Genomic DNA, 25061 nt, shown 5'->3' on the forward strand with positions numbered 1-25061 from the left:
CGATGCGCCATCGGCAAGGCGGCGCATCCGCTTCTGTCGAGTGCAGAACCCGCAGGTGCAAAGCCACCCCCTGCAACGTCGCCCGAGCCGAAACGCGCTCAAGGTGGTAGCCGACCTTAACCTGCACCGAATATTGTTTGCTTGTGGGCTTTGTAGCAGGTGATCCGGTTGCTTGGACGCGGTGGTGGCTTCCTGCAGATGTCCAGCCGACACTGGATCGCGACGGAATGTTGCCAGATCTGTCCGATATGTTCCTCCGTCACCACTACCCAAAAGTGTCGGTGCTTGCTGACCACTCGGAGCGCCGGGCCGTGATTTTGCTTGCCGATGCTGGGATGGGCAAGTCCTTTGAGCTGCGTGCGGAGGTCGGGCGGCTTCGTTCCGAGGGTTACTTTGTCGAAGATATTGATCTTGGCGAGCATCTAAGCTCAAGTGAAGTGAGCGACGCCGTCCGGCAAGCGGTCTCACGGTGGCGGGCGAGTGGTGCGGAGTGCCTGACATTGGCGCTTGACGGGTTCGACGAACCACTATTTTCCGTCGTTAATCTCGGGGATGTCCTGCGGCGTGAGCTTGGTCGACTGGATCGGGACAACGTACGGGTCGTGATCACCTGTCGGAGTTCGCTGTGGCCGGTCAGCCTGGCCCATGCATTATCGGAATGGTCGGGTGGTGACGCGGTATCGCTCGCGCTTGCACCGTTGACCGTGGAACAGATCCGCCAGGCGGCAGCTACGGAGGTCGATGATGTCGATGCCTTCGTCGCGGCGATACGTGACTCAGGTGCAGGACCGTTGGCGGCGAGGCCCATCACCTTGCGCTTGCTTTTGGGTGTCAACAGGTCCTCGGAGCTCCCGAACGGCCGAGTTGACGTATACCACCTTGGTGTCGAGGTATTGGCGCAGGAAGTAGGAGAGCGGCGCCATGAACGGCGGCAGGCGGGGCCGGCGCTCGACCGACTAATTGCCGCCGCTGGGCGTCTCGCCGCGGCCACGCTGCTAACCGGTCGACCCCGCGTCGCGTATCGTCGTACGTCCGTGCCTGCGGTGGGCCAGGTCGAGCTGGACATCCTGATCAGTAAAGATGTGACCCGCGATGACTTGGAGGCGGTGTTTGACTCGGCGCTGCTTACCGGTGGCGCCGATGGCCGTACGTGGATACACCGCAGTGTTGAAGAGTATCTGTGCGCCGAGCATCTCCGAGCGGTTCCGCACAAGACTGCGCTCGCTTTGCTGGCCGATCCGAGCGACCCTTCTGATCTGTTGCCGCAACTGGCGGAGGTGGGAGCCTGGCTGGCCGCTGCGGACGTCGGCTGGTTTGAGTGGATGCTCACGCATGAACCGCAGAGCCTGGTCAACCTTGATCTTTCCAGGCGGTCCGATGAGCAGCGCCGCCGTGTAGGCCAGGCAATATTGTCGCACTTAGGCGGTGGCGACGTACCTGATGCCGGACTGAAGTACCACGGCATGGCATACGACGGCCTAGACGCGGACCTTCGGCCGCTCCTTGACCCGAATCAACCGGCCGCGATACGGCGCGAGGCTGTCCTGATAGCGGCTGTGACCGATCTACACGAGCTGGATCGTCCGATCTTCGACATGCTCGTCGCCGCAGTCCAGAACCTCGGGCCGGACGACTACGATGACGAGGTACAAGTCGCATGTTTCGCCGCCCACGCCCTCACTGGCAGTCCCGACCAGGAGTTGGTCGACAGCCTCAAGGCGATGGCGGCAAATGCCGGCGTGCCACGTCAGCTGCGAATATCGCTGCTTGAATCGTTATGGCCTACGCGTTTGTCCACGCAGGAACTCCTCGCTATCGTGACCGGCGACGACCGGCGCCCCAACGTGCCCGGCATCGGGCGACGCATGATCCGTCTCTTCGAGAGGGCCACACGCACCGGAAAGGTGCGACCGCGTGACTTGCTGCCGTGGTTCACCGACGCTTTATCGCACCATGATCCTAGCTACGACAATCTAGCGGGAAGAGCAGTGTTGGACGTCGTCTCCTCCGTGGGGCCCGGCGAGCCTCTGTGGGGCCAGGCGGTGGCAATAACAGTCCGGAGCATGCACGCGAGCGGTGGCTTCTTCCGCTGGATGCTGGAGGATCTAGCAGGCATCGGCGACGATCATCGCCGCGCTTTTGCCCGCGACGTCCTCATGGGCCGTCGGAGCGAACGCGGCACCGCACGTCTCCTCGACGCAGGAGTGATCCGAACAGAAGATCTTGACTGGTGGTTGACGGAATTGGCGGAGGGACTGGCTGCGGACACTCCGGCAGCCCTCTCCGCAAAGGTGGTGTTGGATCGCCTTGTCTGGCGGATGAATGAACAGGAGTCGCGTTCCGCGAGGCAGCGGGCCTTGACGCTGAATGTGCCGCCCGCCGTTGTAGAGAATCTGTTCGGTGACGCGGCAATCAGGGCACGCAAGGAGCAGGAGGCTCTCGCCGCACGGGAGGCGCATCGACATGACGCTCGCGGGGCTGAATTCATGTTCTCCGTTGAGCGCCTGGATGCCGCGCTCAGCGCCGACGACTTTGCCGCGGCAATTAGTGAACTCGACCGGCAAGTCGAAGTGCGAGACCGGGGCTGGCAGCCGGTCAATGCCTGGCCGGCTCTTGATGCGGAAAAACGCCAGCGAGTCGCTGCTGCGGCTGCAAAGTACCTTCGTCGAGGGGACCTCGACGCCGCTGACCACGAAACCAGTTCTAACATCGTCCAGGCCCATGCCATTCTCGCGATCCAAGATCGGCATGCACTCGATGAAGTGCCACCAGACCACTGGCTTGGATGGCTTCCCCACCTCTTGCGGACACCCGCCGCGGACGCAGCATCGAGGTTTGCCCGAGCCCGCAGTGTGGCTGCCGACCGGGAGCGAACCGACGAGATTCTCATCGAGCAGCTACGCCGCGACGTATCAGAGGGCCGCGGTTGGCTGGTCCACCAGTTGGGCGGATACCGATCGACGGCGTTGAGTGAGGCAGCCCTCGATCTGACAACAACTGCCGATGCCGATCCGCGTTCGCTGGCTGGACTGCTCGAACTCGCTGCGACATCGCTTCCCGAGCTAGCCGCTGACGCCGCCATCGCGCATCTGCGTCGGTATCGTGCAGTCGATCGGACGTTGGACGATGACGCCGGACAGGAGAGCGACGACAACGTACGGGAAGCGCAGGAACGCGCGGTAGAAGCAACAGCAGCCCTAGCCCGTATGCCTGGCCTGCAAGACGCCTTTCCCGAAATCCTCGCAGCGCTCCAAGAAGACATCCGCTTCGCCCGCGCTGTCATCGCAAAGGTTTCCGCGGAACTACCAGCGTTCGGGCAGGCCCTTACCCCCAACCAACTTGCAACCCTCTACCTCTGGGCACGGGATGCCCTTCCACCAAGAAGGAAGGCGCAGCCCGGCGTCCCCTATTCGGTGAATCCAGCCGAGGAATTCCCCGAAGAGGTGCTGGCACGGCTGACCAACATACCCGATGCGGCGGCCGTCCAAGCGCTTGACGAGATCGCTCGTACAACCGGAGACGTCTGGTTGCGCCACACGGCCCGGCTAGCGCGCACCAACGCAAAAGCCGCCGCTTGGCAACCACCTGATCCGACTGAAATCCTGACCGTCCTCGACAACCACGTGATGAGGATCGTTCGCACACCCGATCAGCTGGCAAAGCTCATTCTCGAAGAACTCGACACCTTAATCAAGGATATTCAAGGTGATCGGGCGATAAAGGCGCTCTTCTGGCATCGGCAACGACGCGGAGGGCAGTGGGTGGGCTACGCGCCGCCGGAGGAGAATGAACTCTCCGATCGGCTGGCCCGCGAACTTGAGCGACGAGTGCGGCCACGGATTGCGATGCTACGGGAAACAGAGATCCAGCCCAGACTGGCCGGGGAGGCTGGCGATCAACCAGACCTGCTCGCCATAGCGTCCGCAAACGCAGGCGATGCCGTCAAGCTACCCATAGAGGTTAAATGCAACTGGCACCGCGACGTGATCACAGCCATCGAAGCTCAGCTCGGTAACCGTTACCTCCGCGGGCCGCATGGCTCAACCGGGATCTATATCGTTGGGTACTATGACGGCGATGCATGGATTAGCGGAGACACGCGCCGGAACAGGGCGAGGAAAGGGTGTTCCAGCATTGCTGAGGAATTGGATAGCCGTGCTCGGATGCTCGCCGACCGCGGTATTAACGCACGCGTCAGGGTGCTGGATCTCAGCCTCGATGAGAACCCGTCGGAGGGAGCCGGAGAAGCTCAGACTGAATCGTCTCGCTAGATCTCCATTTTCTATACCCCAAGAATTTCAGCCGCGCCCGGTTCCATGGTCTTGCATACCGTTTCGCAACATCGAGGATTGCGCTGGCCTCAGCCTGTCGGGGGGTGTTGGCCGAGCCGCGTCGCCGCCGACGGCTACCGGTCCTGCTGCTCCCGCAAGGGCGGTATGTGTGGCTCTCCATCTCGGCGATCCGTATCGGGGCATGATAATAGAATGGTGGCTTGGCGCTGGCCGGATGCCTACCAGGCGTAAAGCCTTGGATCGCCGTCCGGTTCCCACGTGCCGTCAGGTCCAGCGCGGCCCAGCCGTGCCGGCGAGGACATCAGGGTTTGCCACGTCAACCCCGGCAACGGTGTCCCAGAAGCCTCGAACCAGGATGGCCTTGTCAGTGAGCGGTGAGGTCCAATGCGGCTAGGCGGAGCGGGCCTTCATGGTTGGTGAACGGATTGTGCACGACGGTGTCAGGTGACGCGGATGCGAGGACGCGGGTGGCCACGGTCGCATCCTGCTGAGGTAAGGCGCCCGCATGGCGTAGAACGACGGCGAAGAGGTACGTGCGTTGTAGCGGTTGCAGGTCGGGACACACGTCGGAAATTGGGTCCCAGGAGGTCTCGAAGATCGGGCTGTCCTCACGGATGCTCATCGGTTCACGCAGCGCGGCCCTGAACGCTTCGACGGCGTCAACGTCTACTCGTAGCCGCCGCATGAGCGGCTTGGTGAACATGGGCAGGTACCGGTCGGACGTGCCCATGCGGATGCGGGTGTGGGCGCGGGTCACGATGGCGGGCAGACCTTGCGGGTCAACTGTGGCGAACGCGATGGCGAGGAGGTCGTCCCAATCGCGGCGTTCGCGAGTCGCGCGGTCGGTTCGGAACCACGATTCGAGGTCACGGAGGGCGGCGATGGATACGGCGTCCGCCGGAAACAGCTGAGCGTACGTGGCTAGCGTGTCGCTGACGTAGACGAGGCCGGACCCCGTGTCGATCGCGTCTTCCGTGAGGATGGCCTTGAATGCCTCATCGGGCACACTCCAGCTGTCTCGGTCCAGCAGTGAGTCGACGACCTGGTCCTGCCGCCCGTGTACCGTTCCGCCGAGGTTGGCCACGAGCGCCCGGAGGACTCCTTCGTCGCCCCTGTTCTCCTCCTTGGCCCACAGGAGGAAGCGCCGATCCTCCCGTAGTGCGGCATCGGCGTCGGCTTCGCCGCGGAGCATCTGCGCGATGGCGGGGTACCGGGAAGCGACGGTCGCCAGCGCTGACATGACGTGGTGGCGTTGCTCGCTGGCGGTTCGACGCTGTCGGTCGGACGTGCTGTTCAGGCGCGCGAAGAGCTCATCACCGAAGTGGACCTGCAACCGTTCCCAGTTCTCGCCGACCAGGTCGGCGAGGATATGGTCTACGTCACCGTCGTAGAGCACATCGAGCTTGACGCCAGGCACCTGCCCTTCGTGGCCGATAGTCTCTTGGATGCCGTCGCTGAGCGTGAGGTCCCCGAGCATGAGCATGCCGATCCACGCCAGTTGGCGACGTTCTTCGAGTTCGGGGCCGTAGGCGCACAGGTCGTTCTTGATCTCCTTGCGGAGCCATGCCATTTCGGCGGTCAGCGTGTCGGCGCCTGCTACGTCGTCGTGGGTTTGCTGGTGACGTTGGATTGCTTGGATGAGCCCGATGAAGGCGTTGCGGCGAACCTCGGTGTCGGGTTCGTTCCTCCACTCGCCCATGACGTCGATGAGGTCGTTCGCGGCGAGCGAGCTGCGGGCCAGTTCGAAGGCCAGGACTTCGCGCAGCTCTGGTTCGATGTGCTTGAGCAGGTTGAGGGTCTTGTCGAGGATTCGGCGGGAGGGTTCGTCGGTCCTGCGGCAGTACGCCCTGAGAATTGCGACCGGGATGGTGTCCGGAATGCCTGAGGTGATGGGCTGGGGGTCGTGGATGAGCTTGTCGGCGAACTCCTGGACCGCTGGTTGTCCGGGCCAGGCGGTGATGACGGCTGGGACGTGCCACATCAGGTGGTGGGGGTTCACGGCCGTGCACAGCGCCGCCAGCTCGGCCGGGTCGTAGCTGGCGAGCACGTCCCGCGCGGCTTCGCCTTCGGCTCCTGGGTCCCGGGCGGTGTCCTCAAGCCGCTTCCAGGCTTCGGCTGTCGCCTCGGCGACGATGACCTGTTCTTCCGTGCGCCCACGTTCATCTGGCTGGCGTAGGAGGGACACCAGGACGGCGAAGCCCTCTTTCGGGCCGAGCACGTCGATGGCAACGCCGGCCATGGGCGCGGCGCGCGCGTACTCACCGTAAAGGCGGCTGGTGAGGGTTGGACGGACCTGCTCGTCGTCTGCGTACTGCTCGACCAGCGTGCGTGCTGCGGCGTAGGGTCGCCAGGCGTCCAGGCCGCGTAGCAGCACCGTTCGGGCATCGTCGGGTGGCATCGCCGTGGCGAGACCGGCGACGCGGTACGCCATCGGCTTGTTTAGCGTGGCGTCCACGTAGGGGCGGAGTGCCTGGGCGAATGCCGGATCGTCACGCCACTGCTGGGGAATCATGCCGGGGTCGTACAAAGTCAAGCCCCGTGCCTCCGGCTCGGCGAGCTCCGCCGCCACCCACTCCTTGAAGCGGCTGTCGTCGGCGAAGGCGTTGCAGGCAAGGGTCCAGGCGAGCCATCGGTCGCCTCCGGTGCGTCCGTTCGTCGTCAAGGTTTCCAGCGCGAAGTCGGCCGCCTGCGCGTCGCCGGTGGCGGCGATGTTGACGAGGTCTGCTGTCGGCCACGGCCCGCGGAGATATTCCTCCTGGCGGAGCAGTGACAGCAGCCAGTCACGTTCTTCTGGCCGGAAGAGCGCGGCGTCACCGTGCGCGGTGCCGCGTTGCAGCAGGTGCAGGCCGACCAGCCGCAGTGGTGTGGACGGCTGGCGGCGGGCCCAGTCGATCAAGCGGGAGTGTTCGGGTGCCTCGGCCCAGCCGTTGCCGAGGGCGAGGATGGCTGCGGCCTGCGTTGCCGAGGAAGGCCCGGTCTCGGTGAACGCCACGAGCCGGTCGGCGATGTGTGGCTGACCGCCGAGCCGGTGTGCGATGGCCAGTGCGGCGTTGACCTTCACGTTGTCCTCGGGGTGCCGGATACCCCAAAACAGGTACCCGGCGGTGACATCGTCAGTGACGTCGAGATCTCGTAGCCCCCACATAGTCGGTGACGGGTCGGGGCGAGGCGCGGTGAGCCACCGTTTCACGATCGGGAGCAGGTGACTGCAGGCGGAGTGGCTCGCGAGCGTGCCGACGAGCGCGGTGATGAGGTTCGCCCGGTGGCGCAGCGACGGATGGGTCTCGACGCGTTCGACGAGGCGGTTCGCGTACGTGATCTGAGATTTCGGGGTGAGCCTGACGCCTGCGGCGAGCGCTTCAGCCAGCAGATCGTACCCGTCGACGTCTGCCCACGGCCCGTCACCGACGCCGAGCGCCGCAGTGAGCAGCAGTTCGGTGGCGTGATAACTGACCTGTGCGGTCAGTAATGCAACGAGCACGTCGCGCCAGGCCGGGTCGTGGACGAACCGCCGCACGGCTTCGACCTGCTCGTCGGCGGGCAGCGTGGCGAGGTACTGGCCGGCCATGTGGTCGAGCACGACTCGGTGCAGGAAGCCGAAGGCGCCTGCGCCGTGCGACACGATGAGGCCGAACTCGTCTTCCGCCATGGCGAGGACCGCATCGGCAATCTTGCGGGCGGCGGGTTGCTCGTAGCCGAGGACCTCGTCGTCGGTCATCGACTCGACGATGAGCTTGCGCATCTCCGGCTTAGTGACGGCGCCGGCGGGGTCCTTGACGCGAAGGCGGTAGGCCACGGCGGCGAACAGCGTGGTCACCTCGGCGGCTGTAAGTGGCCCTCCGTCGGCGTGGGAGGCCCGCTGCCGCATCTGAGGATGCTTCTCGATAAGCAACTCGACGAGCCGGGCGTAGATCTTGAACCGCTGCCGCGGCAGAGGCTCGCCCTGCCATGTCGCGGCCAGCAACGTCAGGAATAGGGGGGACCGGGAGAGTGCGGAGAGTTCCGGGATCGCCGCGAGATGGTTGAGGAAAGGCTCTACCCCTGCGCCCCACGTCGATCGGCCGGCCGGGACGGCTTCCGCCTGTCCGGCCGTCAGGAGGATCCCGGCGGCGATCGTACGGCGCTGACCGTCAGTCAGCGGTGTGATCTCCGCGTGCGCCCACGGGAGCCGCCAGTTGAGCCGGTCGACCGCGTACGGGCGCGTAGAGAGGACCGCTGAGGCGTTGGTACGCACGAGGAACGCCTCCAGAATCCCGAGGGCACGTTCGGCTGCACCGACGTCGCTCCACTCGTCGACGCCGTCGACGAGTAGTAGCAGGCGATCGTCTCGCAGGGCGCGCTGGACCAGCGGCCACAGGTACACGGCGCTCTGCGACTTCAGCCAGGCTTCGGCAGCCGAGACGAGCGAGTTCTCCGTCGATGCTTCCAAGTGCCGGCACAGGAACCCGAACGGCAGCCAGATCGGTAGGTCGGTGGCGTGCTCCCGCTGCAGCGCGATCGATTGTGGCTCGTACGAGAGCAGGTCCGTTGCCACGAACCGCAGGAGGCTGGACTTACCCGCTCCCGGACGGCCGATGAGCAGCCGGTACTTGGCTGCGGCCAGCCACTCGTCGGCGCCGACAGAGCCGACCGCGGCCGGCGCGGATCCGGTTGTGCGGTGGAGCAAGTGGCGGGCGGATCTGAACGACTGCCGGCGGGCACCCAGCCGGGAGGCGATGTAGGTGTGTCCGTCGACCGGACCTTGCCTAGGGTGCTGACCCTCATCGGTCGCCTCGGGCCGTTCGGTCTCGAGAACGGTGGACTGCTGAAGGCTAGGGGCCACATCCAAGATCACGAACTCGTGGTCGGACTCGGTGCTTTCAGCCGGGTGGACTCCGCCCTGGGCATTGAAGACCGCCCGATAGAGGTCACGTAGCCCGGCCCGTAGGTCTCTGCTGTCCTGATAAGACAGGTTGTTGGCCACGGCTTGGGCTGCCTCCAGCCCGCAGAAACGCTCGACCCACGGCCGGCCAAAGAAGTCGTCGACGATGCGAGGATGATCCTTCAGCAGCGCGGAGACCTCCTGCACACCCCATGGAACGAAGGTGATCCCGAGCCTGGACAGCCGTTCGGTCTGCTGGCGGATCGCGGCGTCCAGCGTCGTAGCCTGCAGGTCGAACGAGGTGGCGAAATAGAACGCGGCCGTCTTCGTGGCCCACTCGCCCTTCAGCAAGTCGTCAACAGCCTTCTCGATTCTGGCTGCCGTCAACGACTGGACCCGCCGAGATTGCAGGGCGATGTAGTCTCGGCCGCCGGCTTCACCATTTGTCAAATCCAGTGGGAGCCGGGCGTAGGCGTCGATCCCGCCTTGGGCCTGACCCGGAACGCCGAAGAGCTTGGCATACTGAACCGGCCGGACCGTATTCAGCAGCTTCAGGAACAGGCGCTCGGCGTCCGGCCAGTGCAGGTCACCGATGGGCAGCACCTGAGCCTTGGTGTCGATCGGTGGCGCGGGAAGCGGTCCTGTAGGGGCAGCCCACAGGAGTGCTTCGGTGCGGTCTGCGCCGTCCGTCTCGTCCAGGTAGGCCATCATCGTCAGTCCTTCGCCGAAACTCGCCGGTGCTCCGGCTGCCGGGCGGAGCAGGAGACGTCCAATCTTCGCATCAGGCCTGGGACGGCCGTGCCTGCCTGCCGACCGGCGCTCGTGTCCTCGGCTGGCCAGGGCCTTCAGCGATGGACCGACCGCGAGCCGTTGGACGGATCGCGGCATGAGAGAACGCTTGACTAACACTGACGGACATACGACTCGAGAAAATGCATGAGGGCTATGGCGGACGGGCAACCGTTGCGAGTACCGTCGCACTCTGCTTTCAGCGGCTATCCGGGTCGATGCTCGCACTAACTCCGAGGTGACGGCTATGAACGAACTGATGCGCTTCGAAACGGCGTCTGGGTCGGTCGTGGTGGAGGTCGCAGAGGGCGAGCCGGGTTTTGAGCGGGTGGCCCGGGAAGGGATCGTCGCCGATGCCGGGCGGAAGCTGGAGGGCGCACTGCAGGACGTACGGGATGCCGCGGAGAGCGCCCTAGGCGTGTTCCGCGACGGCAGCTTGCGGCCGGACGGGATTGAGCTGGAGTTTGGCGTCAAGCTCAATGCGGAGGCTGGCGCCATCCTGGCGAAGTCCGCGGTTGAAGGTCACTTCACGGTGAAGTTGTGCTGGCAACGCCAGGCGACCCGCGGGGACGAGGGCGATCCGCGTGAGGCAGATAGCGTCCAAGGGCGCGCAGGCGGATGAGCGGTGAACATTGGCCGGCGCGAGTATTCGACGCTGGCCGCCCGCGAGGAGGTGGCTCCGGTTTCGTCATCACGCCGGAGCACGTGATGACTGCGGCACACGTGGTGTACGGCATGACGGAGCCGACCGTAGAGCTGCCCGCCAGGCCAGACCTCGGCAAGCTGTCCGCCACCGTCGAATTCGTCGGGACGTGGCAACCAAGCGGCGACGGCCAGGGCGACGTCGCAGTACTCCGATTGCGTGAGCCCGTGCCGGTAGCGCCGGCTCGGTTCGCCGCCGGCAACGCGTTGGACCTGCCGCGAGACTTGGTAGTTCTCGGCTTCCCAGCGACAGGCGATGGCTACGGGAGGATCGCCGCGGTGCGGGCCACCACCGCCCGGTTCCTCATCGACGGTGAATGGGTGCAACTGCAGAGTCAAGCCGCTTTCGGCCCCGTGGTAGGCAAGGGGTATAGCGGTGCCGCCGTTGCTCTGCCCAGCAGCGGTGAGGTCGTCGGGATGATCACCTCAGCCGACCGGGCCGACCGACTGGGGCATATGCTTCCCACGGTGCGGCTGAAGTACTACTGGCCGCCGCTGATGGATCTGCTTCCCCTGGGGCCCCTGGCACCGTCGGACCACACCGAGTTGCGCCGGGCGCTTGCCGGGATGCCGGTCGACCTCGCGCGCACGGCTGCCCGCCGGGCTACGGAAGATGAGCGCGGCCCGGAGCCGGAGCCGGCCGCACTGGCAGCGGCAGGATCGGCGTACGAGGTCGCGGCATATCTGGCCGAAGGGCTCTATCTGGATGGGACCGACCCTGCTCGGATTCGGTCCGTGCTCGACCTATTCCGTCGTAGCCTCATCAGTCCGCCGAATGACCAGGCGCTAAAGCCGCCGGCAGCCGAGCAGACAATTACTGTATCCGTATGTGTGTCCCGCAGCGGCTCGGGGCAGCGGAACCTGCTGTTGAGCATCCGATTGCGGCGTGCCGGTGAGCCACTGGCTGAGTTGTGTCACGAGGTCGTATCTCGCGGCAGGCTCCGTACGCGTGTGCAAGAGTTGGTCCCGCAGGTGATCGCTCGGCACGTGCCGAGCGGTCCGCAAGTGGCGGTCGAGTTCGTCCTGCCACGCGGGCTGCTGTCCCTGCCAGTGGACGACTGGACGCTTGGACCGGGCAGCGTGGTACGGATCGGCTGGCGTCATCCGGTCACCGTGCGAGACCTAGCCCGGTTTCAGCAGCAGGCGCCAGACTGGGACCACAGCCGCCGCTGGTTGGCCCTGTGCGGGAGCGGCTGCGACGATGTCGTGCATTGGATCGGATGCCGCGATGCCGTGGATGCGTCAAAGTTGGCGGCCGCGCTCGCCCGGCACACTGAACGGGCCGTCCTCGCCTTGGCCGCGGCGCCGGAGCCAGTAGCTACGCACCCCGCGCTGCGGGCAGCCTTTGACAGTGGGCTGCCCGTCATGCTCTGGCGCCGCGAGGCTTGCACCGAGCACACCGAGGGGAACGGCGCCGCGGAGAACTGCACGGGCAGCCAGTTCCGCTCCAAAATGGCTGAGCAAATGACCGCGTTGGGGAACTCGGGCTCACTGGTGGAGCTGCCGGAGGTGTTGCGACGACTGCGGACGGAGGCCGGCGAAGCCGGCGACGAAAACCATCACGGACATGGGGTCACTCTGCTGTGGGATCCTCCCTCCCAGCATCCGGTGACACCGCCGTTGCAGATGGCCCGCGGGGAGTGAGGCGGCAATGTTGGAGAATTGGGCAATCTACAAGGGCACGGGTGTGCCGCACGACAGCATCAGGAAGCTGCCCGCGCCGCCGCCGTGGCGGGTGTTTGATGGCGGGCCTGTGATGGACTCTCCGCCGCCGTCGACTGCGCATGCCAATGTGGTCAGGGCGACCACGTATCGGCCCGACCCTCAGATCGTGCAGCAGGTCAACGCGGCGCTTTATCTCCGCCGGCCGCTGCTGGTGACCGGGCCGCCCGGCACGGGCAAGACCACACTGGCGTATGCCGTGGCCCACGAGCTGTCCCTGGGCCCGTTGCTGCGCTGGTCGATAAGTAGCCAGGTGAGCCTCCGGGACGGGCTGTACCAGTACGACCCGCTGAGCCGGTTGCAGGATGCCGGTCGTCGCGCCAGTGACGAGGAGGACATTGGCCGATATCTCCGCCTTGGGCCGCTCGGCACGGCCATGCTGCCGTCCGCGCGGCCGCGTGTGCTGCTCATCGATGAGATCGACAAGAGCGACCTCGATCTGCCGAATGACCTGCTGACGATCTTCGAGGACGGCAGCTACGAGATCCCCGAGTTAGTTCGGGCCACTACCCCTACCGCCCAGGTGCTGGACGCCGGCGGCACATCGCGAGTCACGATCACCGACGGCCGGGTCACCTGCCGCGCCTTCCCACTGGTAATTATGACGAGCAATGGTGAACGAGAATTCCCGCCCGCCTTCCTGCGACGGTGTATCACCGTCGCGATCCCGCAGCCTACCGGCGCGGAGCTGAATCGGATCATCGCCGCGCATCTACCGGACCTGGTTGACGACGCCGCTGACATCATCGATCAGTTTCTGGTTCGGCGCAGCACCGGCGAGCTTGCCACCGATCAGCTTCTCAATGCCATCTACCTCACCCAGATTACCCGCGCGACGGACCCCCTGGCGCTGGCCGCCGCTCTGATGCCTTACCTGTCCGCGCAGCCACCCGAGACCGATGCGGGCTGATCGGCTACGGGCGGCGCTATCGGCGACCGGCGCCAGTCCGAGCCCACGCGAGTTGGCGGAGGTGCTCTGGCTGGCGGAGCGCGTCGGTGCCCCGGTGTTGCCGCCGATCGGGGCCGGTAATTCGGACGGCGGGTCGGCCGCCGAATTTGCCGGCGACGACATAGGCCGGGCCCCGGATCGGTCGGCAGCTCCCGGTGAACCGACATCGGCCCTTCGCCCCCGGCCCGCCGTACCGCTGCACCTGCCCGCTGGCGACGACACCACCGGAACCCGGGCGACCCCGTTGCTAGCGCCGGCAGCGCCGGCGCTCGGCCATCGGCTTGCATTGCAGCGGGCCCTGAGGCCACTGGCCCGGCGGGTGTCGGACCCGCGCCAGTACGCCGTTGACGAGGCGGCCACTGCGGATCTCATCGCCGACCAGGACCCGCGGCACCGGAGCTGGCTGCCGGTTCTCCGCCCAGGCACGCGCCGCTGGCTCGACCTCGCCCTGGTGTTCGACGTCGCGCCGTCCATGGCGGTCTGGCAACAGCTTCGCGCGGAGCTTCGCCAGACACTCATCGAATCCGGGATCTTCCGCAACGTCACTGTGTGGGACCTTTACCGGTCCGACAAAGGCCGTCTTGTCCTGGTTTCGGAAGGCGGCCTTTCCCATCGGAATCCGGCGGCCCTGGTTCGACCAGACGGGCGTCAGGTCACATTCATCATGAGCGACTGCTGCGGACCTACCTGGCGGACGGGGGAAGTCGACGGCATGCTGCGTCGGCTGGCCGGCCACGGGCCGATCGCCATCCTGCAGCCATTGCCCGAGCGTCTGTGGGGCCGCACCGCCGCGCCAGTCACTGTCGGCCGCCTGACGGCGGCCGGGCGGTGCGCGCCGAGTAGCCACACGCGATTTTTCCCGTACGACGGGTTGCCTGGTCCGGCCCCGGGCGAGTTGGTGGTACCAGTGCTGGAACTGCGGCCGGACTGGCTCGCTGGCTGGGCGAATATGGTCGCCAACGGCGCGGCGCTCGATCCGGCCGCGGTCACCTATGTGCACCGCCGGCCGGTGCCCGTTTCGCTCTCGCCGCCGTCTTCCGAAGAGACGGCGGCAGAGCTCATCCACGCCTTCCGGTCGGCGGCCTCACCGTCCGCGGTACGGCTGATGCACTGCGCGGCGACCACCACGCCTGCCGTGCCGCTCATGCAACTCATTCAGCGCGCCGTCCTCGGCAAGCCTGATCCGGGCGTACTCGCCGAGGTAGTTCTCAGTGGCTTGCTCAAACCCACCCAAGGTGTGCCGGGCAGGTACGCGTTCCTCCCCGGCGTTCGTGAGGTGCTGCTCGACGGACTCGGCCGGGCGGACGCGGCGGCAACGATGAATCTGCTGTTCAAGGTGTCAGAAAGCATCGAGCGACAGGCCGGTTACACCAGTAGCGCCTTCAAGGCACTCGTCCCGGACCCGGCGGGCGCCGCCAGAACAATGTCCACGGCGTTCGCGCTCCTAAGCCCGACGGCGCTCGAGCGCCTCTACCCGGCAGGCGAGCGGTCGAACCGGGCACCTCGGTCAGCTGAACATGTTACGACGACCCCAACCATCGAATGGCGGTTAGGCGCCACCCTCATCGGACATGACGGTCCGGTGAGGGCCCTCGCGGTGTGTCCCCTGCCCGGCGGACGGGTCCTGATCGCATCCGCCGGCGAGGACAAGACGATCCGGCTGTGGGATCCCATGGACGGCTCTTCGGCTGGGGTGTTGACCGGGCATACCGGTGCGATCTACGCCCTGACCTGCCTGACCCTTCATGAACGACCCGTCCTCGCCGCCGGCGGGACCGATCGTACGATCCGGCTGTGGGACGTGACGACCGGCGCGCTGCTCGGCGGACCGCTGACAGGCCACCGAGGCACCGTATGGTCACTGGCCACGTTGACCGATTCCGGTGAGGTCCCGGTTCTCATCTCCGGCGGCGAAGACGCCACGGTCCGTGCCTGGGACCCGGAGACCGGCCGGCCGCTGGCGCCCGCAATGAAACACCCCGATGGTGAGGCCGTGCTAACCGTCAGCGCGATCGCCCGACACGGCGTCCGGCTTCTGGTGTTCGGCGACCGAGCAGGTGGCATATGGCTGTCGGACGCGCTCGGGGGTGGTGGTCGCACGCCAAGGCGAATCGGCCGGCACGACGGGCAGGTCAATGCGATCGCCACCCTGCGAGCTCCAGACGGAACGGTGGTGCTCAGCGCTGGCGATGACGGCACGGTGCACGTCAGCGACCCATGGGCCGACACACATCGGGTCCTAGCGGCGCATCAGGGGTTCGTCAACTCGGTGCTGCCATTGCCTGCGGGTGCCTTCGCCAGCGCGGGCGTCGACACCACGGTCAGGGTCTGGGCTCCGGGCGGGACACCGCTGCTTGTCGAACAGACTGGCCATCATGGGCCGATCTCAGCGCTGACAGCCGTCACATTCCCGGACGATTCGATGGCAGTCGTAACGGCGAGCCTCGACCACACGATCAGGCTGTGGACCATCGGAGGGATCGTCGCGGCGACAAAGTCGCAGCAGACACCGCGCTCCTCGTCTGAGGCGGTGCATGATCAGCTCACCGGCCTGCTGAACCGGGCTGCGATGCTCGTCAAGGGCGACCACGCGCTGCGGCAGCTCCCCCATGAGCATCCGGTGGCGCTGCTGCTGCTGGACATCAACCAGCTCAAAGAGGTCAACGATACCCTCGGGCACTCCGGCGGGGACCAGTTGCTGCGGTTGACCGCGAACCAGCTCGCCGCCCTGGCTCGCTCCGGCGACTTGCTCGGCCGGCTCGGTGGCGACGAGTTCGCACTGCTGCTCACCTCGGTGCCGGTGGTTGACGACCGCACTGCCCCGGTCACCTACGCGCTGCGCCAGGCCAGGGAAATCGCCGAGCGGCTGGCCACACCGACCGAGGCGGTCGGGGTACGGATATCCGTCGAGGTCTCGGTGGGGGTGGTGGTGGCCGGGGCCGGAACCGCCGACCTGACCGAGCTGCTGCGCCGGGCCGACATCGCCATGCACCATGCCAAGGAGAGCGGCGAGAGCGTCGCCGTGTACGACAGCGCCCGAGATGCCGCGAGCACCGACCAGCTGGCGCTGCTGGCGGAGATAAGCGAGGCGCTCGCCGTCAACGATCAGCTCATACTGCATTTCCAGCCGATCTTAAATCTGTCCACTGGCGCGCCAACCGGGGTGGAGGCGTTGATCCGCTGGCGGCACCCGCGCCGCGGGTGGCTTGGCCCGGTCGACTTCATCCGCCAAGTGGAAAACAGCGAGCAGCTCGGCGCCTTCACCCGGTACGTGCTGGACAAGGCGCTCGCCGTGGCAGCCGACTGGGCCCGGGACGGCCTGGACGTGCCGATCTCGGTGAACCTGTCGGCCCGTAGCTTGCTCGACTCCCGGCTACCGGCCGAGATCGCCGACGCGCTGCGCCGCCACCAGGTGCCGCCGCACCGGTTGGTCCTAGAGATAACCGAGACGGTGTTGATGAGCGAGCTGGAGGTGATCGACGAGGTGCTGGCCACGGTCCGCGGGATGGGCGTGCAGCTCGCCGTCGACGACTTCGGCACCGGCTTCTCGTCGCTGACCTTCCTGACCCGGATTGCGGTCGACGAGCTAAAGGTCGACCGCTCCTTCGTGATGCGGATGCCTGAGTCACCGGAGGCGGCGGCGATCGTAAGGACCAGCATCGGGCTCGCCCACGAGTTGGGGCTGCGGGTAGTGGCCGAGGGAGTAGAGACGGCCGAGCAGCGGGCCGCGTTGGAGGCGTTGGGGTGTACCGCTGCCCAGGGCTACTACTTCTTCAAGCCAATGCCGGCCGACAGGATCCGGGCGATGCTGACCTCACTGAAAAATACACATCCGCCCGCCGCACCAGAGGAGATGGACAGCGCCGCCCTAACAATCCAGCAGCACCCGGTCGGTGCCGATCCTGCGAACGTAGAAGCCGGACGCGCCGCTGAGGCAATCAGCCTCCTTGAGAGGGTGGTCGCCGACCGGGAGCGGCTCCTGGGCGACGAACACCCGGACACGCTGACTGCCCGCGCCCACCTCGCCGCCTCCTTCTACCAGGCGGGACGCGCCGCCGAGGCGATCACCATCGAGGAAAGAGTCGTCACCGACCGGGAGCGGCTCCTCGGCGACGAACACCCGGACACGCTGAACGCCCGCGCCAACCTCGCCGTCTCCTACCGACAGGCGGGACGCACCGCTGAGGCGATCAGCCTCCTCGAGACGGTGGTCGCCGACTCCGCGCGGCTCCTCGGCGACGAACACCCGGACACGCTGACCGCCCGCGCCCACCTCGCCGTCTCCTACCGACAGGCGGGACGCACCGCTGAGGCGATCGGCCTCCTCGAGACGGTGGTCGCCGACCGGGAGCGGCTCCTGGGCGACGAACACCAGGACACGCTGACTGCCCGCGCCAACCTCGCCGTCTCCTACCGACAGGCAGGACGCACCGCTGAGGCGATCAGCCTCCTTGAGAGGGTGGTCGCCGACCGGGAGCGGCTCCTGGGCGACGAACACCCGGACACGCTGAACGCCCGCGCCAACCTCGCCGCCTCCTTCTGGCAGGCGGGACGCACCGCTGAGGCGATCACCATCGAGGATAGAGTCGTCGCCGACCGGGAGCGGCTCCTGGGCGACGAACACCAGGACACGCTGACTGCCCGCGCCAACCTCGCCGTCTCCTACCGACAGGCGGGACGCACCGCTGAGGCGATCAGCCTCCTCGAGACGGTGGTCGCCGACCGGGAGCGGCTCCTGGGCGACGAACACCCGGACACGCTGAACGCCCGCGCCCACCTCGCCGCCTCCTACCGACAGGCAGGACGCGCCGCTGAGGCGATCACCATCGAGGAAGGAGTCGTCGCCGACTCCACGCGGCTCCTCGGCGACGAACACCCGGACACGCTGACTGCCCGCGCCAACCTCGCCGCCTCCTTCTGGCAGGCGGGACGCGCCGCCGAGGCGATCACCATCGAGGAAAGAGTCGTCACCGACCGGGAGCGGCTCCTCGGCGACGAACACCAGGACACGCTGACCGCCCGCGCCAACCTCGCCGTCTCCTACCGAGAGGCGGGACGCACCGCTGAGGCGATCAGCCTCCTCGAGACGGTGGTCGCCGACCGGGAGCGGCTCCTGGGCGACGAACACCCGGACACGCTGGACGCCTGCGCCCACCTCGCCGCCTCCTACCGACAGGCAGGACGCACCGCTGAGGCGATCAGCCTCCTCGAGACGGTGGTCGCCGACTCCGCGCGGCTCCTCGGCGACGAACACCCGGACACGCTGACCGCCCGCGCCCACCTCGCCGCCTCCTACCGACAGGCGGGACGCACCGCTGAGGCGATCAGCCTCCTCAAGACGGTGGTCGCCGACTCCGCGCGGCTCCTCGGCGACGAACACCCCGAGACCGTAGCGGCGGCCAGGGCGTTGCGGGCGTGGCAAGCCGAACCCTGACCTGATCATGCGAGCGGTCCGTGTACGCGAGGCACGAGTTGTAGTTCGATGTTGCTTTGCAGCTTGGCCGGCTTGGGTCGTGGGCGGCGGGCCGCCGCGCGCTGGGTGGGCGGCGAAGGGATGGTAGTCGGCGGTTACCGGGCCGCTGTTGCGGTTGATCTCCGGGCTGACCGTCGACGGCGCTCGCTTTAGCTGCTCGGCGATGGACTGGACCGATCGGCCGGCCCGGCGCTCGTCGGCGATAATGATGCGCTCGCGGGCTGCCAGCCGCGCTCGTGACCGTTCGGCCGTATCGCCAGAGGGTGCCAGTGCGGGGGTTGATGCCCGAACTTCTCGGCAGGCTGCCGAATTACCTCTAAGCCCTCACAGTGGGCCCACTTGAGATTGTCAGAGTCAGGGCCAGCCTATCGGGGGAGTATATCAGCAGTGAGACCTGTGCCCGCAGTTCACCTCTGGCAGGTGAGCGCCGACCGACCCTGATTCGTCCTTTTCGTGCGGCTGGTACTACTCAGCCATGATCCGGGCAGCGTACGCGTACAGGGCGTGGTGGGCGGCGCCGTCGAAGGCGTGCCGGATGTAGCGGCCGGTGGTGCCGGTGGCGTGGCCGAGGATCCGGGCGATGACCGTCTGTGGTACGCCAGCGGCTTCGAGGGCGGTGGCGAGCCCGGCCCGCAGGCTGTGCCCGGCCAGGGTGTCGACCACCTCGGGCGGCTGACCAGCGTCCCGCGCGGCCTGCTTCACGGTCTCGGCGACGTACCGGTCGCTCAACGCCGTGGCGCGGACCCGGGCGCCGACGCTGATGCCGGACAGCATTGGGATCGTGCCGGTGCGGCGGCGGCCGGGCCGGTGCAGGTGCTCGCGGCGGCCGGCGGCGTCGAGCCAGGCGACGGTGGTGCGCACTGGGCAGATCGCGGCCAGCTCGGCGGGGGCTTCCGGCAGGTCGACGTGGCGGCCGCGACCGGTCTGGTCGGCCTTGGATCGGGCGATGAGCAGCCGCAGTCCTTGCTGGACCGGCTGCACGTGGTCCACCGGCAGGCCGGCCAGTTCTTCGCGGCGCGGGCCGGCGAAGAAGCCGAGGCTCAGCAGGCACCGGTCGCGTAGCGCGGCCAGGTGGTCGCGTCGCTGCTCCAGCAGCGCATCAGGGCCGGGCGGCGGCCGGTGGGGCGGGTGGCGAGCATGGCGGCCAGCAGCGGCAGCGTGACCGCGGCCTTGCCCTCCACGGGCCGGCCGTGCAGGCGGCGCACCCCGTCGCGGATGCGGCGGAACCGGGGATCGTCGGTGGGCGGCAGTAGCCCGGCGGCGAGGTGCCGGTCGCGGATTGCGGCCAGCCGACCGTCCTGGGTGGAGATCGCCAGGTCGTCGCGCACCATCTGGGCCAGGTACAGGGCGACGACCTCGATCGGGGTGGGCGGGCCGGGGTCGAAGCCGAACCGGGCGCACCAGTCGAGCAGGGCGTCCCAGCCGACGTCGTACTTGCGGATGGTGCCGGCGGCGCGGGAGGCCTCGGCGAACCGGGCGACGTCGGCGGCGAGGTCGTGCAGCAGACCGACGTCGGCCACGGCCGCCGGCTGGTGGGTGGCCAGCCACCGGGTGAGGTCGATCCGGCTCGGGGTGGCCGCGGCGTTGACGAGCTCGCCGTGCAGCACGTCGGTCGGCTGCCGGACGGCGGGCAGCCGCTCCACGCTCACGCCGACGCCCCGACGGCCGCCAGGTGGCGGTAGTCGATGGCGCTCACGCCGGCGGGCAGCCCGGTGGCCGGGCGGGCGAGCAGCGCCGGCGCGCCGAGGTGTCCGGCCAGGGCGAGGGCCGCCCGTTCGGCCGGGCAGTTCACGCCGGCGGTGCGCAGCTCGAAGTCCCGCACGACCAGGGCGGCGCGGTAGTTGCGCACCCCGAGCGCGTCCAGGGCGGTCAGGATGGCCCGGAAGCTGCCGGGCCGGGCGGGCAGCCCGGCGGCGTGCGCGGCGGCGATGAGGTCGTCGGTAACCGCATCGGTCAGCTGCAGCCGGGGCAGCAGCGGGATCACCGCGTCGGCCATCGGCGAGTACCGCGGTGAGCACCGCGGTGTCGACCAGGAGGGGCCTGGCGGCCGGGATGGCGGCCGGGGCGGGGCCGTCTGCGGCCGGCGGGACGGCGGCCCGGCCGATGGTGTGGCCGGTGAGCGCGGCGGTCAGGGTCGGGTAGCGGCCGACCAGCCGCAGGGCCTCGGCGAGGTCACGGCGCAGGCGGGCCAGCGCGGCGGCCGGGGTGGCCAGGACGAGTTCACCCGGGGCCGCGCCGGGCAGCACGACGACGGCGCCGGGATGCAGGCCGGCCGCGTCGGCGAGTCCGGCCGGCAGGCGCACCCGGCGCCGGTTGTCCACGGTGGCCGGGGTCATGAGGTCGGTGCTGGCGGTGGGATTCACGGCGTCTCCGGGCGGGTGTCGGTGGCGGCGAGCATGTCCTCGTAGCTGGCGTGCAGACCCGGCCAGCCGCGGCCGGCGTCGAGCACGGCCGGGTCGATGAGGCCCAGAGCGGCGCCGAGTCGCACCAGCGGGTGGGCGTGCCCGACGACGGCCAGGTGTCCGGCGCAGAGGGTGTCCACGTCGGCCTCGGCGGTGCTGTGGCAGGCGAAGAGCAGCCCGAGCGCCGCGTGCGGGTCGTCCGGCTCGTCGACGCCGAAGCCCGGCTCGCCGGGGACGGTGCCGGCGGCGTACTCGCTCAGGTTGCGGCACGGCACCCGGCCGCCGGTGTCGAGGCGCCAGGGGCAGGTCCGGCACGGGCAGGCTGAACCCCGTACGGAAGCACGAAGGCCATCGCCGGGGCACAGGCCGTCGGGCTCCCCGTCTGCCTCGACGCAGGGGACCGGCTGGGCCTGTGGGGCAGGGCAACACATTAGACACCTATGGCGACGCCGGGGGCTACCGTCGTTCTCGTGGGCGTGGCGCGGTTTTGGGGCACCGGAACGACGTGACCCCACCGTTCGCAGGTAGGGGTAACACCTTCCAGTGAGTAAGCCCGGGAATCCTCCGTTCTTGGACCTAACTTTGGCAGCTCGTCCACCGGCCGCCAGAGGGTGAGGCGGAGCGTGGAAGGGAGGTGATTGACACCGCCGTGTTGCCCGCCGAGCGTGGCGTGGTTGGCGTGTCCCGACTAGACTGTTACCTTCTTCGCAACAGGAGGGTTGAGGCATGACAGTGACACGTTCCCGTTCGCACACCCTGGCGCAGTTCGCCCGCCGGGCGCGGATGAGCGCCCAGCGGCTGCGGGTACTGCACGGCGAGCGCCGGCTACCGGCACCCGATGGCGTCGACCCCGACGGCGCCGACGTGTGGACCACCGCCACCATCGACCGGTGGCTGCGCGCCACCGGCCGGACGGTGCCCGACGACGCGGTGTGGCCGTTCGGCTGGCCCGACGAGACCGAGCCCGCCGAGGTGATCTGGTCCGGCGACATCGACCTGCCCCGCGGGCACACCGCCGCGGTGGCCATCTTCGACGGCGCTGGCCAGCCGGTCATCTACGCCGTCGGCTACGTCGGGCAGGACGTCAGCCGCGACACCATCGCCGAAGCCGCCATCGCGCGCCTCGACCCGGACCGCCGCCCCGGCGCCGTCGTCGTGCAGCCCTTCCTGCTCGACCCCAGATCCGGCGGACCCTACCCGCACCTGGAGCTGTGGCGGATGCCGGAGCAGCCCGACCCTGCGCCGGATCCCGCGCCGGCCGCGCTGCCCGCGATGCTGCGCCGCTTCCTGCCCCAGCGCGAGCCGGTGGCCGCCTTGCGGCAACCCGTCATCGGCCGGCAGCGCCGCCCGGACGCGCCGGAGTACGCCGGCTCCGTGTTCGCCTCCGAAGTCGCCCGGGTGCTGGGCCGGCCCGTGCCGCTGTGGTGGGCCGGCACCACCACCCCGGAGATCATGCGTACCGTCCGGCTGCTCGACCAGCCGCGCCCGCTGCCCATCCCCGACACCATCACCGAGTGGCCCACCGCCGTCGCCCGGCTCACCGCCGCGCTGGAGCACTCCGTGCACACCACCTATCCGCAGGCCTTCGCCCTGCTCGCCCGCGAGACGCGCGCCGTGCATCGCGACGTCAGCACCGCACTGACCCACCCCACCACCGGCGACGGCTGGTACCTCGCCGCCGCACCCCAGCCACCTACCTGGCCCGCCGTGGCGGAGCAACGCGCCGCCGTCGCCGCCGGCCGCGACCTCGACCCCGAGGCCGCTGCCGACGAACTCGACCGGCTCGCGCAGGTCGAGGCCGACCTGCCGTGGCGGCCCGGCGACCCATACGGCGGCGCCCTGCGTCAGGCGATCCTGCTGCTACGCGGCCGGCTCGCCGCCACCCAACCCGAGCGGGTCTACACCTTCTGCGTCACCTACAGCTGGCCCGACGCCCACGGCCCGATCCACGACGAGTACCGCCGGCACCTCACCCGACTGACCCCGGCCGACGCACACGGCGACCCGGAACGCCCCACCCGCCGGCTGGTCCGCCTTCTCACCGAGGACGCCACCGACGCCGCCATCGCTCACCACCAGATGCTCGACGGCGCTCGTGAGCGCCTGGTCGGTCTCTACCGCGACCCGGAGGGACGCCTCGTCGCGCACCTCACCGCCGGTGTTGCGGGCATCGCCGACCACCTGCTCGTCGAGTGGCCGACCGGCATGCCGCCGGCCGGTTGGACGGCGCAGACCGTCATCGCCGCCGACGAGACCTACTCCGGCACCGGCCTGTTCGCGGTGACCCCCGGCCCCGATGGGACACTGCTGGCGCCGCAGCCGGTGCCCAACCCCGGCGACGAGCCGCGATACACCTTCGGGTACGACGGCAACTCCCCGGCCGTGCTGTACCAAGCCCTCGTGCGGTGCGCGCTGGGCGACTGGACAGCCGCCACCCACGAGAGCTGGATCCAGCAGCTCTCCGCACAAACCGACGACAACCGGGGCCGCCCACACAGTCAGCTCTGGCAGCAGATCGTCACCAGCCAGGGCGCGCTGCGTCTGTCGTGGGCCGACGTCCAGCAGTGGGCGCGTGACGACCAGCAGGCCTTGCACCGGCGGTAGCGGCCCTTACCACCGGGCGGCCAATGCCCGTCGCCCGCGCGGGGTGGCCGGTGCCGGGCCCTCGCCGGGCCGACTCTTCCCGCCGCCGCCGCTGATCATGGACGTTCATCGGCGGGCTGCCCCGCTGAGCAGGCAGTAGACGACGGGGGTGTCGGTGTCGCCCCCTAACCCTTCACGGACGTCAAACATGAAAATCGATCGAGGGTGGACGGATGCGCGTAATCAAGGCTCGGGTGAGCAAGTACAAGAGCGTCCGGCGTAGGTGGTGCTGGCCGCCGGGTCGGCGAGTTTAAGGTTGAGGGTGTACGACAGCGGCTGGCCGCCCGCGAGCGTGGCCATGTCGCCGCGGTCGACCCAGACCAGGCCGCCGCGCTCGACCAAGACGCTGCCCGGGTAGTGCCACCCGGCGTACGGATACGTCGCTCTCGCGGCGGTGACCGCGGTCCCGATCACGAGCAGCGGATGGCCGTCGATGTTGACCGTGTCGTCGACGTGGATGCCGAGGGCGTCGGCGAAGGCACGCTCGACGACCACGCTGCCCACCGGACAGCGCCGAGGGCAGGTGCACCCGACCGGTTCCGATACAAGCTGGCTTGTGCCGTTGCGCTACTTGGTGGCCGTATGCTCGGCAGCATGCCCGAGGGTGCTTCGCATCAGAGTGACTCGCATACGCAGCGTCAGGCTGAAGAGGAGATCCTCGCGGGGCTTGCCGCGTCTCTGGGTGTGGTCCTGGCCAAGCCGGAGAGAATTGCTCTGTCTGGTGGTGTGTTCGTCGAGGTGGATGCGGCGACATCGGACATGGGTGTGGTCGTCGAGGCGTATGCCCGGCAGGGCAGGTTGAAGGGTGCGCAGCCGAAGAAGATCGCGCAGGATGTGCTCAAGCTGGCTCTGCTCAAGCGGGAGCCCGGCTGGGAGAGGACCCGGACGATCATCGCGTTCGCGAGTCATGAGGCACGCGACTCGATCTCGGGCTGGCTCGCCCGGGCGGCTGCGGAGTTCGGCGTCGAGCTGTTCGTTGTGGAGGTATCTGAGGAGTTGCGGGTACGGATCCTGAATGCTCAGCGCCGCCAGGTCATGGTCAACGCGGACTTGTTCGCGGACGACCTGGTGGTGCAGACGGACGCCGGTCGTTGACGTCATTGCGGGGCTGGGCGCTGACGTGGTCAGATTCCGGTGGCTCTGGGATGGTCGCGAGTTCTGGCACCAGGATCTGGGTCGATTCAGACCCGCCGTCAACGGTTTGAACCGGCGCATCTCCTGCGGCCAG

General features: G+C 68.1%; 13 protein-coding genes and 4 pseudogenes. 10 read left to right on the forward strand and 7 right to left on the reverse strand.

Annotation, left to right across the window (positions count from 1 at the left end; translation table 11 throughout):
* The first annotated feature begins 143 nt into the window (after positions 1–143).
* Positions 144–4271 (forward strand): hypothetical protein, encoded by a 4128-nt coding sequence (locus tag ACFY29_RS29720; protein ID WP_386991439.1) that lies wholly within the window; start codon positions 144–146, stop codon positions 4269–4271.
* A 385-nt stretch (positions 4272–4656) separates the two neighbouring features.
* Here the strand turns inward: ACFY29_RS29720 and ACFY29_RS29725 are convergent, their stop codons facing one another.
* Entirely contained in the window at positions 4657–9864 is a 5208-nt protein-coding gene (locus tag ACFY29_RS29725) for an NACHT domain-containing protein (protein WP_386991441.1), read from the reverse strand.
* 325 nt (positions 9865–10189) lie between these two features.
* Between ACFY29_RS29725 and ACFY29_RS29730 the strand changes: the two genes are divergently transcribed.
* The 6 genes and pseudogenes from ACFY29_RS29730 to ACFY29_RS29755 all read left to right on the forward strand — a co-directional run.
* A complete protein-coding gene (locus tag ACFY29_RS29730; protein WP_386991443.1) occupies positions 10190–10564 on the forward strand; it encodes a CU044_2847 family protein in 375 nt (124 codons plus the stop codon).
* Positions 10561–12288 carry a trypsin-like peptidase domain-containing protein gene (locus tag ACFY29_RS29735; RefSeq protein WP_386991445.1) on the forward strand — a complete coding sequence of 576 codons (1728 nt, stop codon included), beginning with the start codon at positions 10561–10563 and terminating at the stop codon, positions 12286–12288. The genes ACFY29_RS29730 and ACFY29_RS29735 overlap by 4 nt, the downstream gene beginning before the upstream one ends.
* 7 nt (positions 12289–12295) lie before the next feature.
* A complete protein-coding gene (locus tag ACFY29_RS29740; RefSeq protein WP_386991446.1) occupies positions 12296–13276 on the forward strand; it encodes an AAA family ATPase in 981 nt (326 codons plus the stop codon).
* Positions 13266–15770: pseudogene (locus tag ACFY29_RS29745) on the forward strand (SAV_2336 N-terminal domain-related protein); the annotation flags it as partial. The gene ACFY29_RS29740 and the pseudogene ACFY29_RS29745, both read left to right, overlap by 11 nt.
* A 57-nt stretch (positions 15771–15827) precedes the next feature.
* Positions 15828–17183, forward strand: a pseudogene (locus ACFY29_RS29750) (putative bifunctional diguanylate cyclase/phosphodiesterase); the annotation flags it as partial.
* Between the two features lie 54 nt (positions 17184–17237).
* A pseudogene (locus ACFY29_RS29755) lies at positions 17238–18749 on the forward strand (tetratricopeptide repeat protein); the annotation flags it as partial.
* 207 nt (positions 18750–18956) lie between these two features.
* Here ACFY29_RS29755 and ACFY29_RS29760 read toward each other — a convergent pair.
* The 4 genes and pseudogenes from ACFY29_RS29760 to ACFY29_RS29775 all read right to left on the reverse strand — a co-directional run.
* Positions 18957–19058 (reverse strand): annotated as a pseudogene (locus ACFY29_RS29760) (hypothetical protein); the annotation flags it as partial.
* A 195-nt stretch (positions 19059–19253) separates the two neighbouring features.
* Positions 19254–19883, reverse strand: coding sequence for a tyrosine-type recombinase/integrase (locus ACFY29_RS29765; RefSeq protein WP_386991573.1), 630 nt, complete (start codon positions 19881–19883; stop codon positions 19254–19256).
* Positions 19829–20437: a hypothetical protein gene (locus ACFY29_RS29770; RefSeq protein WP_386991448.1), complete on the reverse strand. Its 609-nt coding sequence runs from the start codon at positions 20435–20437 to the stop codon at positions 19829–19831. The genes ACFY29_RS29765 and ACFY29_RS29770 overlap by 55 nt, the downstream gene beginning before the upstream one ends.
* Positions 20434–20784, reverse strand: a complete 351-nt coding sequence (locus tag ACFY29_RS29775) for a hypothetical protein (RefSeq protein ID WP_386991450.1) — start codon at positions 20782–20784, stop codon at positions 20434–20436. Before ACFY29_RS29775 ends, ACFY29_RS29770 begins: the two co-directional genes overlap by 4 nt.
* Before the next feature lie 112 nt (positions 20785–20896).
* Here ACFY29_RS29775 and ACFY29_RS29780 point away from each other — a divergent pair, with 112 nt between their 5' ends.
* Positions 20897–21196, forward strand: a complete 300-nt coding sequence (locus ACFY29_RS29780) for a hypothetical protein (protein WP_386991452.1) — start codon at positions 20897–20899, stop codon at positions 21194–21196.
* On the opposite strand, the gene ACFY29_RS29785 is transcribed toward ACFY29_RS29780, so the two are convergent.
* On the reverse strand, positions 21148–21918 hold the full coding sequence (locus ACFY29_RS29785) for a DUF6283 family protein (RefSeq protein WP_386991454.1): 771 nt from the start codon (positions 21916–21918) through the stop codon (positions 21148–21150). The genes ACFY29_RS29780 and ACFY29_RS29785 overlap by 49 nt on opposite strands.
* Between ACFY29_RS29785 and ACFY29_RS29790 the strand changes: the two genes are divergently transcribed.
* Entirely contained in the window at positions 21917–23794 is a 1878-nt protein-coding gene (locus tag ACFY29_RS29790) for a hypothetical protein (RefSeq protein WP_386991455.1), read from the forward strand. The genes ACFY29_RS29785 and ACFY29_RS29790 overlap by 2 nt on opposite strands.
* Positions 23795–24016: 222 nt before the next feature.
* Here ACFY29_RS29790 and ACFY29_RS29795 read toward each other — a convergent pair whose 3' ends face one another.
* A complete protein-coding gene (locus tag ACFY29_RS29795) occupies positions 24017–24328 on the reverse strand; it encodes a hypothetical protein (RefSeq protein WP_386991457.1) in 312 nt (103 codons plus the stop codon).
* Between the two features lie 99 nt (positions 24329–24427).
* Between ACFY29_RS29795 and ACFY29_RS29800 the strand changes: the two genes are divergently transcribed.
* Positions 24428–24928: a hypothetical protein gene (locus tag ACFY29_RS29800; RefSeq protein WP_386991459.1), complete on the forward strand. Its 501-nt coding sequence runs from the start codon at positions 24428–24430 to the stop codon at positions 24926–24928.
* Positions 24929–25061: the final 133 nt, after the last annotated feature.

The sequence above is a fragment of the Micromonospora sp. NPDC000668 genome, from assembly GCF_042897975.1.
In the GTDB taxonomy this organism is placed as follows: Bacteria; Actinomycetota; Actinomycetes; order Mycobacteriales; family Micromonosporaceae; genus Micromonospora.